This window comes from Clostridium sp. NSJ-145 (assembly GCF_021044725.1).
Lineage (GTDB): Bacteria > Bacillota > Clostridia > Clostridiales > Clostridiaceae > Clostridium > Clostridium disporicum_B.
On record NZ_JAJNOS010000001.1, the window covers coordinates 274,606 to 287,894 of the forward strand.

General features: G+C 29.7%; 12 protein-coding genes. 6 read left to right on the plus strand and 6 right to left on the minus strand.

Annotated elements, in window-relative coordinates:
* Positions 1-49 precede the first annotated feature (49 nt).
* Together LQE93_RS01430 and LQE93_RS01435 are read right to left on the minus strand one after the other, a co-directional pair.
* On the minus strand, positions 50-2,011 hold the full coding sequence (locus LQE93_RS01430) for a DNA topoisomerase (RefSeq protein ID WP_231071687.1): 1,962 nt from the start codon (positions 2,009-2,011) through the stop codon (positions 50-52).
* 76 nt (positions 2,012-2,087) lie between these two features.
* Entirely contained in the window at positions 2,088-2,702 is a 615-nt protein-coding gene (locus tag LQE93_RS01435; protein ID WP_231071689.1) for a TspO/MBR family protein, read from the minus strand.
* A gap of 303 nt (positions 2,703-3,005) precedes the next feature.
* On the opposite strand from LQE93_RS01435, the gene LQE93_RS01440 reads away from it, so the two are divergent.
* The 5 genes from LQE93_RS01440 to LQE93_RS01460 all read left to right on the plus strand — a co-directional run bounded on the left by LQE93_RS01440 (position 3,006) and on the right by LQE93_RS01460 (position 8,240).
* Positions 3,006-4,364, plus strand: coding sequence for a Mur ligase family protein (locus LQE93_RS01440; protein ID WP_186839686.1), 1,359 nt, complete (start codon positions 3,006-3,008; stop codon positions 4,362-4,364).
* Between the two features lie 15 nt (positions 4,365-4,379).
* The gene (locus LQE93_RS01445; RefSeq protein WP_055264803.1) at positions 4,380-5,105 is read left to right on the plus strand and encodes a type 1 glutamine amidotransferase; all 726 of its coding nucleotides are present in this window, start codon (positions 4,380-4,382) and stop codon (positions 5,103-5,105) included.
* Between the two features lie 40 nt (positions 5,106-5,145).
* On the plus strand, positions 5,146-6,432 hold the full coding sequence (locus LQE93_RS01450; RefSeq protein WP_231071691.1) for a D-alanyl-D-alanine carboxypeptidase family protein: 1,287 nt from the start codon (positions 5,146-5,148) through the stop codon (positions 6,430-6,432).
* Between the two features lie 153 nt (positions 6,433-6,585).
* Complete coding sequence (locus LQE93_RS01455) at positions 6,586-7,359, plus strand: flavin reductase family protein (RefSeq protein WP_442870529.1); 774 nt, start codon at positions 6,586-6,588, stop codon at positions 7,357-7,359.
* A gap of 20 nt (positions 7,360-7,379) precedes the next feature.
* Positions 7,380-8,240 carry a 50S ribosomal protein L11 methyltransferase gene (locus LQE93_RS01460; protein WP_231071693.1) on the plus strand — a complete coding sequence of 287 codons (861 nt, stop codon included), beginning with the start codon at positions 7,380-7,382 and terminating at the stop codon, positions 8,238-8,240.
* A 147-nt stretch (positions 8,241-8,387) separates the two neighbouring features.
* On the opposite strand, the gene LQE93_RS01465 is transcribed toward LQE93_RS01460, so the two are convergent.
* Entirely contained in the window at positions 8,388-8,996 is a 609-nt protein-coding gene (locus LQE93_RS01465) for a nucleotidyltransferase family protein (protein ID WP_231071695.1), read from the minus strand.
* 105 nt (positions 8,997-9,101) lie between these two features.
* Between LQE93_RS01465 and LQE93_RS01470 the strand changes: the two genes are divergently transcribed.
* The gene (locus tag LQE93_RS01470; protein ID WP_231071696.1) at positions 9,102-9,797 is read left to right on the plus strand and encodes a hypothetical protein; all 696 of its coding nucleotides are present in this window, start codon (positions 9,102-9,104) and stop codon (positions 9,795-9,797) included.
* 13 nt (positions 9,798-9,810) lie between these two features.
* Here LQE93_RS01470 and LQE93_RS01475 read toward each other — a convergent pair whose 3' ends face one another.
* The 3 genes from LQE93_RS01475 to LQE93_RS01485 are packed head-to-tail and all read right to left on the minus strand — an operon-like array spanning position 9,811 to position 13,229.
* Positions 9,811-10,629 (minus strand): FAD binding domain-containing protein, encoded by an 819-nt coding sequence (locus LQE93_RS01475; RefSeq protein ID WP_231071700.1) that lies wholly within the window; start codon positions 10,627-10,629, stop codon positions 9,811-9,813.
* Positions 10,623-11,099, minus strand: a complete 477-nt coding sequence (locus LQE93_RS01480; protein WP_231071702.1) for a (2Fe-2S)-binding protein — start codon at positions 11,097-11,099, stop codon at positions 10,623-10,625. The genes LQE93_RS01475 and LQE93_RS01480 overlap by 7 nt, the downstream gene beginning before the upstream one ends.
* A complete protein-coding gene (locus tag LQE93_RS01485; protein ID WP_231071704.1) occupies positions 11,100-13,229 on the minus strand; it encodes a xanthine dehydrogenase family protein molybdopterin-binding subunit in 2,130 nt (709 codons plus the stop codon).
* Between the last annotated feature and the right edge of the window lie 60 nt (positions 13,230-13,289).

The following is a 13,289-nucleotide window of genomic DNA, read 5'->3' on the forward strand; positions in this document are numbered from 1 at the left end:
ATTAAAAGTTTCAAGCGTAGATTAACATAATCTACAACTTGAAACTTTTTTACTTTGCATATACATCTTTAACCTTATTAACTTCTCTTAACAACATTCCCATATTAGCATTCTGTAATACTTTGTGTGTATTCTTTTTGGTATATGTCTCTAATTTCATCATAAACTCTTCAGGTTTTATCTCCTCATCATTAACAAGCTTTAACCCTTTTTCCCAAGATGCTGTAAGAGATGGATTTAATAATGATGGGATTGATATTCTTATGGATTCATATATCATTTCTCCTAACTCAGTTGGAGTAAGTATTTGAGTCTTTTTGTTTGATGCTATGTATTCTATGTTAATTAATTTCTTTAGTATTTCTGCCCTAGTAGCAGATGTACCTATACCTGCACCTTTTATATGTTCTCTTAATTCCTCATCTTCAATGAGTTTACCTGCATTTTCCATAGCAATAATCATAGATCCTGTTGTATATCTTTTAGGAGGAGTAGTTTCACCTTCTTTTATTTCTAAATCATCAATGATAACTTTATTTCCCTTTCTTATATTTTCTGGGAAATCATCTCCACTCTCTTCCTTCTCACCTTCAATAATATCAAGATATCCTCTATCTACACATACTTTTTTACTTAGAGTAAAGTTTTCTATATCAATTCCTATAGTAACATTCATCTTACTATATTGAGCTGAAGGATAAAAAATTGCTAAAAATCTTCTTAAAATTATGCTATAAATTTTTCTTTCTAACTCACTAAGCTTTCCTATAACCTCTCTACCCTCTCCAGTTGGAATTATAGCATAGTGATCAGTAATTTTAGAATCATCAACATACTTACTTTTTAATATTGACTTTGCTTTATCTTCTACTATTATCATTTGAGCAGCATCTTGCAATACCTTACCTATTGGTAATGTTGTTAACTTGCTTAAATTCTTCTTTATATCCTTTGCAACAGCTGTTGATAATACTCTAGCATCAGTTCTAGGATATGTGACCATCTTCTTTTCATAAAGCATTTGAACATATTTTAATGTTTCATCTGGACTTATCTTAAATTTCTTAGTACATTCATTTTGTAGTTCTGCAAGGTTAAATAATAATGGAGGATTTTTCTTTTCCTTTGTCTTTTTAACTTCTTTTATAACTCCATGTCCTACATCTCTCAATTCTTGCATTAAACTTTCCGCATCTTCACGTTTTCTAAATCCACTTTCATTATAAAGCTTAGGAGAATCTAAATATTTTGAACCTTCTAGAGTCTTCCACTCGCCCTTTATTATACTCTCTTCACTTTCTCTACTAAAAGAGCCTACTATTTTAAAGAAAGAAGTTTTCTTAAAATCTCTTATTTCTCTTTCTCGCTCTACAACCATTCCTAAAACGCATGTCATTACGCGACCTACTGCTATCACAACATTTTTATCTTTTTTTAATGAGTTTGCTAATACTTTCCCATATGTTAATGTTAATAATCTTGAAAAATTAATCCCAAATATATAATCTTCCTTTGCTCTTAAATATGCAGAGTGAGCTAAAGAATCATAGCATGATAAATCTTTTGCTTCTTTAATTCCTCTCTTTATTTCATCTTCAGTTTGAGAGTCAATCCATACTCTTTTTTTTATTTTATTAGGCTTTCCAGCCATATCATCAACTAATCTATATATATACTCTCCTTCTCTCCCTGAGTCAGTACAAACATAAATAGTATCTACATCTTCTCTATTCATAAGCGATGATACAACATTAAATTGACCACTAGCTGATGGGATTACCTGATATTTATATTCCTCCGGCAAAAAAGGTAAATCTCTTAAATTCCAATATTTCAACTTTTCATTATATGCTTCTGGGTAGCTCATTGTAACCATATGTCCCACACACCAAGTAAATATGCTATTATCCCCTTCTATATAGCCATTATTTCTTCTACCATTTACTTTTAATAACTTTACAAAATCCATTGCTACAGATGGTTTTTCAGCTATAAATAATGTTTTTCCCATAATCACATTCCTTACTATTTTTAAAATAAAATAGACTTCCATGAAGAAAGTCTATTACATTATACTATATTTTTTTCTACATTTCATTAAGCATCCAAATAAAAAATGTTAACACAGCCGCAAAGGATACCCATAAAATATATGGAATCATAAGCACGCCTGCTATCTTGTCCACTTTAAAGAATTTAATTATCGTTAAAATTATCAATACTAGTAATATAATAATTATTATAAATGAAATTCCGTATAACCTAAGATTAAAAAATATTATTGACCATAAAAAATTTATAGATAATTGAATTAAATAATAAAAATAAGCACCTTTATCATCTTTTCCAGCTTTATTATTCATATAAACTCTGTATGCAGCTATTCCCATTAATATATATAAGATAGTCCATACAATAGGAAATACAAATGAAGGTGGAGTAAATATTGGTTTTTTCAAGCTATTGTATACCACCATACTATTCCTAGTTAAGAAACCTATTAAAAGTACTCCCCCTAATGGTAATAAAATATTTTTAATTAAAGCTACTAAATTAAACTTATTATTAACCTTAAAAATCCTTCCAATTATACTTCCTTTCTCTTTTTTCTTTAGTTTTTTAGCAAGTTTTTTTTGTTGCTTTTCTATTTTATTATTAATGCTCTTTTTATGTTTAATCTCTTTTTTCTCCTTCTTACTCATAAAACACCTCTTGTATATTTTTCAATATACTATATGTTTTATAATGTTAATTTATACGCATTTTATAATAACTTATAACTTTCACTTAATACTAAAATACTTAATAGCATATTCAAAAATATATATCAGAAAACTCTATATTTTATTGAACTATAATTATTAAGAATTTTTCTAGATTTAATCTAAAGATTCATTTGTATAAATCAAAGTTTATGATATACTATTGATGTTATTATTAAATAAAAATAAAGTTGTTTAGCCTCTTTGTTTTTGGGTAATAATGTTAAATAAATTATATAGGCGGTGAGCAAAATTAGTATTAAATCAATAATTAGTATTTTAGCAACTAAATTTACAATATTCCTTACTAAAACTATTTTAAAAGGTGGTACAACTTTTCCTGGTAAGGTTGCATTAAAATTAGATAAGGATATTTTAACTAAGGTTGCTTCAGGATATAATGTAATCCTTGTAACGGGTACAAACGGAAAAACAACAACTACAAGCATGATTTACAATATACTGAAAGAAAAAGGTTATTCAGTTATTACAAATAATACAGGTGCAAACCTTTATTCTGGAATAGTTACTACTTTTATAGATAACTATAAATTTTCAGATAAAAATCATGAAAAATATGCAGTAATTGAAGTAGATGAAGCTAATGTAAAATTTATAACTGAAAAGATTACTCCAAATATAATTACAGTTACAAATTTATTTAGAGATCAACTTGATAGATATGGAGAAGTATATACTACTCTAACTAAAATTTTAGAAGGTGTAACTAACGTTCCAACTTCGAAACTTATTTTAAATGGTGATGAATCTCTACTTGGTAAGCTTGATATCAAAAATCCTGTAGTTTTTTATGGATTTAAAACACATATAAATGAGAATAAAACAATAGACATAAATGCAGATGCAAAGTTCTGTAAATTCTGTAAAACTCCATACCAATATAATTTTGTTACATATAATCACTTAGGTGACTATTACTGTACAGGCTGTGGATATAAACGTCCTGAACTAAAATACGGAGTAGATGAAATTATAGATCTTACATCTGAAAGCTCTACTGTAAAAATTAATGATACAGAAATATTCCTTAGTCAATCAGGAGTATATAACATCTATAATGCCCTTTGTGCTTATAGTATTACAAAGGAGCTTGGAGTAGATGACTTAACAATTAAAAAATCATTAGAAAGTCAAAGTTCTAGCTTTGGAAGACAAGAGACTATTAATATTGATGATAAAGAAGTTAAAATAATATTAGTAAAAAATCCAGCTGGCTACAACCAAGCATTGGATACTTTATGTCTTAGTAAAGATCCATTCTCTGCTGCATTTATACTTAATGATAATTATGCTGATGGAAGAGATGTATCTTGGATTTGGGATGTAAATTTTGAACACTTAAATGATGTAGAATTAAACGAGATATATGTTTCTGGATTAAGATCTTATGATATGGCTGTAAGACTAAAAACTGCTGGCTTAGACTCTTCAAAATTTTCAATAAATGAAGAATATGATGCACTAACAGAAAGCATAAAAGGTAGTAAGAATAAAAAAGTTTATATTCTTGCCACTTATACAGCTATGATTAATTATAGAAAGCACTTACACTCTAAAGGTTATATAAAAAATCTTTGGTAATATTGGAGGATTATTATGGAATTAAATATATGCCACTTATATCCTGATCTTTTAAATGTTTATGGTGATGTTGGTAATATACTAATACTCAAGCATAGAGCTGAAGCTAGGGGTATAAAAGTTAATATTATAAATGTATCTATGAATGATACATTTAATTCAGAAGATTATGACATTGTATTCTTTGGTGGTGGTCAAGACTTTGAGCAATCAATCGTTTCAGATGATTTGATGAATAATAAAAAAGAAGAATTATCTAAATACATAAATAGTGGTAAAGTACTGATTGCTATTTGTGGTGGTTATCAGCTTTTAGGAAAATACTATACTGCACCTAATGGTGAAAAAATAGAAGGCCTTGGAATATTAGATATTTATACTGAAGCCGGTGATAAAAGATTTATAGGCGATACTGTTATCTATAACGAAGAATTTGATGAAACTTACGTAGGCTTTGAAAACCACTCAGGTAGAACTTACGTTAATGGTCTTAAACCATTAGGAAAATGTATTCACGGTTATGGCAACAATGGTTCAGATGGATACGAAGGTTGTGTATATAAAAATACTTATTGCACATACTTCCACGGTTCATTACTAGCCAAAAACCCTGAGCTTGCAGATAGATTTATTAAAACTGCTCTTGATGTAAAATACTCAGAAATTGCTCTAGAAAAACTAGATGATAGTTTAGAATTGAAAGCAAAAGAAAAAATGATTACTAGACTTTCTGGTAAGTAATCTTTAAAAGTTATACAAATTAAAAGGACGGGGAAATTAAATGACGAAAAGATTTTTTAAAGGTATGGTTTTATTACTTTGCTTAACTTTAATTCTACCTTTTATAGGTAATATTGAAGCTTTTGCATCTGAATTACAAGCTCCAGAAATTATTGGAGCATCTTCAATAACTATGGATATAGATACAGGAGAAGTAATCTACTCTAAAAATGCTGATATGAAGCGTTCTCCAGCAAGTACAACAAAATTACTAACTTCGTTATTATTTGCTGAAAATAAAAATAAAGGTGATTTAATTAGTTATACTGAAACTTCTGCATCACTTACAGAAACTACTTTAAGTGGTTTTATAGCTGGCGGTGTAAAACCTGGCGATACTATGACAGCAGATGATGTTATGAAAGCTGTTATGATTTTTTCTGCTAATGATGCTTCTGTTCTTATGGCAGAATCAGTTGCAGGGTCAATTGAAGCTTTTTCAAAGATGATGAATGAAAAAGCCAAAGAACTTGGTGCACTTAATTCAAATTTTGTTAGTCCAAATGGATTAGAAGATCCTACAAATCCTAATAACAATAATTCAACTACAGCTTATGACTTAGCATTAATAGGTATAGCAGCTTATAAAAATGATTGGATAAGAGAAACTATGACATTAGAAGATACTCCTGTGTATCTTAATGGTGGTAGAATTGATCTTGAAACAAGAAACAAGAATCTTAATAAAGATGGTAATGTTGGTGGAAAAACTGGTACTGAAACTTTAGCTGGTCATTGCTTTGTTGGATTTTATAATAGGGATTGCAGAAATTTAGTTACTGTTGTACTTGGATCTGATTATGGCTCTGATGGTACAAATGTATTTAATGATACTAAAGCTGTAGCTGACTATAGCTACGAAGTTAGCAAAGTTCCATATAAAACAACTGGAGAAGAAATAGGAAACGTAGATTTAAGCTACAAACTATTTAAATTCTTTGGGCCAACAAAAACAATAACTGCGCCAGTTATATTAGCTCAAGATGTAGAATACTATAAAAATGATTTTAATGATACAAATGCAAACCTTTCTCTATCTAATACAAACGCCGATGCTTGGAAGGTTGCATCTAATAACTCTGTTGATTTAACTTTCTCAATAGGACATTTTACTGAAACTGTTAAAGGAACTATTGCTTTAACTACAGGCCAAATATTCAAAGCTAACTTGCCTGTTTATGCAGCTGTAATAATAGGTACTATAATTGCTATCGTATTAATTGTTATAATAGTTAATTTAATAAGAAAATCAAGTAGAAAAAATAGAAGAAATAGATACTACAGATAGAAAAACGGCTGCTTAAGCAGTCGTTTTTTATTAATAATTAAAAATCTATACATAATATATCTAGTTTATACTAAATTATTTATTTTTCTTTTTTAATCGTTAATTATTATGTTATAATCTTTAAGATAATTTTAAAAAAGGTGTGAATTTAATATGACTAAAAAAGTAGACTTTAAAGGCAGTGTTATCTTAAACCCTGTTCCAGTAGTCTTGATAACTTCAAGAAACAAAGAAGGAAAGGAAAATGTCTTTACTGTAGCTTGGACAGGAACAGTTTGTACTAAACCTCCAATGCTTTCAATTTCAGTAAGACCAGAACGTCTTTCCTATGAATATATAAAAGAAACTATGGAATTTACAGTAAATCTTCCTACTTCAAAAATGACAAAAGCTGTAGATTACTGTGGAGTTAGACCTGGTAGAAAATTCGATAAAATTAAAGAAATGAACTTTACTATGAAAGAAGGAACTAATATAAACGTTCCTTATATAGATGAGTGTCCTATATCGATAGAATGTAAAGTTAAAAGTATTATTCCTTTAGGTACTCATGATTTATTTATCGCTGATGTTGTTGGATCCCACGTAGATGAAAGTCTTATGGATGATAAGGGTAAGATTCACTTTGAAGAAGCTGATTTAATTACATATTGTCACGGAGAATATTACAAGATGGATAAATATCCTCTTGGAAAATTCGGATATTCTGTAGCTAAAAAACCGGTAGAAATAAAAAGCTCTACATTATCGAAAGAAAAAACAACTGAAAAAGATTCTACAAAACAAAATAATTTTTCTAAAAGCAAAAATAAAGCTAAGAATAAATCTTCTAAATCTGTAGTTTCATCAAAAAAAAGAAATACTTCTAAAAATAATTCAAAATTTAAGAAGAAAAATACTAACTCTAATAAACAAAAGATAAAATAATTACTTGAAAGGATGATATTATGTTTATAATTTCATATAAGCTTCCATACGCTTTATTAGACTCTACAATTGAAACTTTAGCAATAAATGATATATACAATGTATTTTATGAAAACCCTTTGGAAATAACTACAGATGATTATGGATACGGCTATTTAGAAAAGGATGATGAAGATATAATTCTAAAGGTAGCTTTTGAAGAATCTAAAGAATTATTAGATGAATTTTTAATTACTCTAAAAAACATTTTAAAGATTGATTATATCAATGTTGAAGAAAATACTAACGATTATACTACTTTTGAGTCTCCTATAATACACTTAGACGATACATGGGTTATTGCTGGCCCTGAAGAAAACTTTGACCATAAGAAAAAAATAAATTTTATTTCTCAAGGAGCTTTTGGTACTGGACTTCACGAAACAACTCAAGATATATTAAGATTACTACTTAATAAATTAAATTTAAAAAATAAATCTGTGCTTGATATTGGTACTGGATCAGGGATTCTTTCTATAGCTTCCTCAATTGCCGGTGCATCATCTGTAACAGCTGTAGATATTCGTGATGTACGAGATGAAGTTGAGCTTAACGCTTCTTTAAATAATCTTACAAATATAACTACTATAGTTGGTAATATATTAGATAATACTTCATTAATACAGGATAAATTTGATTGGATTTTTATAAATATAGGTGGAGAAGAAACTAAAATGTTCATGAATTTTATAAAATCTCATCTAAACCATGGTGGAAACTTATTAGTGTCAGGTCTTGTGGAATGGAGCTTTGAAGAGGTAAAATCTAATGTTGAAAAGTATGGCTTTACTCTTTTAGAAAAGCATCAAACTAATGAATGGGTAACCGCTGTATTCAACTAATAATTACTTATCATTAATTACTATTTCAATTTACTTATAAAACATATTTAATATTTAAGTTAATCTATTAATATAAAAAGCATCATTATAAAATATGATGCTTTTATATATAATAAATTATGATAATTATTATTCAACCATATAATTCTATGTAGTCATATACTTACATACATTTATATACTGACTTTTAGTATCAACATCTAAATTGCATCCTAAATCATCAACTGGAACAGTAATTATTTCACTATCAAGCTCTTTCCACATCTCTCTTAATCCCCCATCAGAATTAAATTCTAATATATCCTTAATAAGTCCAATTGAAATAAGCGGTGGATGTTTTTTATATCCATCCATTGTTGGAAATACAGCTTTTGCTCTAGTCCTATCCATAGCCTCTCTCACTTTAATAAATGTATTTGCCTTTATTGCTGGCATATCTCCAGGCAATAAATAAAAAGCATCACACTCACCAATATTACTAATACCAATTTTAACTGAATCAATCATATTAGTTACTTCATAATTTTTATTGTAAACAAGTATAACATTTTTCTCTAAATATCCCTTTCTCTTCAGTAATCTTTCTATTCTTTCACCTTGATATCCCAAAACAAGAGTGACACTATAACTTCCCCCCATCAACATGCTATCTATACTTCGCTCTATCATCGTTTTATTATTTATTTTCATTAACGGTTTAAAGTCTCCCATTCTACTTGACATTCCTGCAGCAAGAATTAATCCATTAACCTTCATTTATAACTCTCCTATACAAACAAATTCTTATTTAAAATAACTTGCAATACCCTTTTGCTATGTTAAAATTTTCTTATAATGTTTTAAATTGAAAGTGGGATTTTAATGAACAAATTAGTTAACTTTATAAAACAAGTAAATACTCTGTCTAGTACCTTAGAAAACTATTATTATATCTATACATCAAATAATATTAATCAAAGTGATATAAAAAAATTAAAAGAATTAAAATGTGCTATAAAAACAAATATTACAGAAGATATACTCACTGCTTACAACGAAGGAGTTTCTCGTGACGATCTGTACTATATTGTAAATGCACAATCTGATGACGAAATTCGCTCTATATTTGGAAAATGTCGTTATGTTGTAAGTGATTTTTATCAATTGGAAAAAATTAATTCTATTTCAAAAGAATTAAATAAAAAAAGATTCCTAGAATCAATTGCTATTAGTTTTTCTCTTGATAATAATTCTACATTTTGCAAAGAAAATCTTTCAAAACTTTCTTTAGCACTAAAAAATGCAGATGCTATTGCTGTTCGTGGTGTTTTCTTTATCTGTAATGCAACAACTGATAATGAATATATAAATTATATGAAATCAGCTTATGAAACAGCTAAAGAAATTACTTCTACTTTACCTTGCAAAATTACTTTTATAAATTTTGGAAGTTGTATTGATAGTTTAAGTAAAGCATCACTAAAAAAATCTAACTCTGATTTACAATATATTCAGAATACAAATTTAGTGAGTTATCTCAATACAACTTCCTTTTACTCAAGATTTCTTATATCATAGAGTTTATAATATTTTATATTCCTTTTTCTGTTAAGAAATCCTTAAGAAGATTTAAGCATACAGCTTTTCTATATTCTGAAGAAACACGTCCCTTCGTTGGGACTATTTTTTTCTCATATTCACTTATAAATTTGTCCTTCATTCCTTTTGCTTCAAATAACGTTTTTCCAACAAACAATTTTTCAACTTCTTTAAACCTTAAAACAGTACCAGAAATAGCTCCAAATGCAATGGCTATATCTTTTATAATATCACCATCCATTTTTATAATACCTGCAAAGGAAACCCTTGAAATAGCAAGGGCATTTCTTGCTCCAACTTTTTTATAGTAATAATTATCAAGCCCTGTTTTAGGTAAAAGAATCTCTACTATTAGCTCATCTTTTTTTAAATCAAGTTGTTTTCTACCCTTATAAAATTCATCTATAGGAGCAATTCTACTTCTATCTTTTGATGCAACAACAACTTTTGCATCTGAAACATACTCAATCAGTACAGAGTCTGCTTTAGCAGAACCATTTCCAATGTTTCCCCCCATTGTTCCAATATTTCTAATTGCAGGTGCTGCAATTCTTGAAACTGCTTCCTTCATAAGCTTCGGAACAATACTTGAATTTAAAACTTCAGTAAAGGTACATGCTGCACCTATTCTTATATAATCATTATCTTCAACTATCTTTTTCATTTCAGGCACTTTATTCAAAAAAAGATAGGTTGCACCTTCTTTATTCTCAATCATAAGGTCTGTGCCACCACAATAAGGAGTAACATTTTCAGATGAACGAATTTCTAAGGCTTCTTTAAGAGAAGTCGCCATAAAACCATTTACCATAATCCATTCCCCTCCTCTGATGCAACCTTAATTGCTTTAACAATAGCGTTATATCCTGTACATCTACATAGATTTCCAGAAATACCTTCACGAATTTGTTCTATTGTTGGATGAGGTGTTTTTGATAGTATAGCTTCTGTAGCAAGTACCATTCCAGGAATACAATATCCACATTGAACTGCTGATACAGATGCATATGCCTTATCAATAACCTTAAAACGTTCTGTTTCGCGGAAGCCTTCAATTGTAACAATTTTACTTCCTTCACATCTTCCCATAGCAACTGTACAAGAATTTACCAATTCTCCATCCATTAAAATTGAGCATGCTCCACATTCCCCTTCTTTACAACCGCATTTAACACCAGTAAGTTTATAATATTCACGAAGAATATCTAATAGTCTATCTGATGCATTTCCATCATAAATAACATCCTTACCATTCAAGTTAAATTTTATATTATTACTCATCTATTCCATCTCTCCCATCAAAACTTTCATTGTATCCTCTGCAGTAAATGGTGCATGATTCAACCTTACATTTCTTCCTAAGGCTTGTTCAACAGCTTCAACATAGGCACCTGGAGCTCCAACTAGTGGCAATTCTCCAGCCCCTTTTGCACCATAAGGTCCAAATGGATATTTTTCATCAACAAACATATCAACATAAAGATTTGGAACATCAACAGCTGTTGGAATAATATAATCAGAGAATGAATTATTACGAATTCTACCTTTGTCGTCAGATACCATATATTCTGTAGAAGCATAACCAATTCCTTGTAAAAATCCACCTTCCATTTGGCCTACTACAATATTGTAGTCCATAGGTGTCCCAACATCAAAACATCCATAAGCTCCTAATATTTTTGAAAGTCCTGTGTATGTGTCAATTTCAACTTCTATAGCATTAACAGCCCAGGAATACGTCGGATAAGCATCCCCTTGGAATTTATCCAAATAAAATGGAATCATAAAATCTGGCTCAACAAATCTTTCTTCAACAATTTGGTCTTCGCCATCAACCCATTCTTTTCTTAGTTTAATTGCCGCCCTACGTAAAAGTTCTCCTACTGTCATTAAGCTTCTTGATGCAACTGTTGGACCTGAATCTGGAACAACATCTGTATCTGGATACTCATAGAAAACTTTCTCTAAAGGAAGATTTAACTCTTTTGCAACTATTTTAGGGAATGTTGTTCTTAATCCTTGTCCTATATCAGCGTTTGAAGCAAGAATTTGAACTGTTCCATCTGAAAATTTATGAAGCTTCGCAACAGCTTTAATATGATCTCTTTCTCCTGATCCTGTAAATCCTGCACCGTGGAAATACATTGACATACCAATACCTTTACGATATCTTCCTGTCTGGTCTTTAGCATATTCACTATGCTTTCTTCTATAATCACAAGCTTTATCTACCCTATCAATCATAGCTGGAATTGGTACAGGGAAATGATATTCACCTGATGTTGATGTAGAATCTCCTTGTTTCACCAGATGTTCTTCTTTGAATTTAAGAGTATCTATACCTAAATCTTTTGCAACGTGGTTCATCATCATTTCAACTGAAAAGAAAGTTTGTGGTGCTCCAAATCCACGATAAGCTCCGCTTGGAGTTGTATTGGTTTTTACTGCTCTACCCCTAACATGTAGATTTGGAATATTATATATACCATTTGCACATATGATTCCACGTTGTAATACAACTGCAGATAATGTTGTATAAGCACCACTATTAAACATAACATCTATATCCATTGCCGTTACTTTGCTATCTTTAACAGCTACTTTATATGTGTTTCTTGATGGATGACGTTTTGATGTAAATTCTAAGTCTTCCCTACGCTCAAAAATACATCTTACTTTTTTACCTGTTTTAACAGCTGCCACTGCAACTTGACATCCAAGAATTGATGGGAATGCTTCTTTTCCGCCAAAACCTCCACCTGTAACATCTTGTGCGATACGTACTTTATCTGGTCCAAGGTTTAAAGCTCTCATTATGGCACCTTTAACATAATAAGGACATTGCATTGATCCATGAACAAATACTTTACCATCATCCATTACTTCAGCCATCATACCTTGGGTCTCAAGATATGTTTGATCTTGATAACCTGTTTCAAAAACCTCTTCGTAAATTTTATCAGCTTCCTTGAAAGCTTTATCAATATCACCTTTACCATATTCATAATCAAAGAAAACTGTATCAAAATCTTCTATTTTTAATACTGGAGCTAAATCTTCATACTCAACCTCGATTTCTGATATAATTCTTTCTACTTCAGTACTATCAGGTCCACAAACCATACCAATAGGTTCACCAATATATTCTACTGTTTCACGAGCATAAACAGGTGTATCATCCATAACAATATTTACATTATTATCTCCAGGTATATCCGTCTTATCAACATAATAATATCCATGTGGTAATAGTGGCAATTTTACATTGACTAGTCTTGCTTTTGCTTTTTTAGAACGAAGCATTTTCCCAAATAAAATATCGCTATTATCATAATCACCAACATAAAGAGCTTCGCCTTTTATTTTTGCACTGTGGTCTTTTTTTATAACTGACTCACTAATCTTCTCCATTTACATCTCTCCTTTTAATTATTTTTTAATTAGCTCCCTAGTAATATAGTTCTATAAATA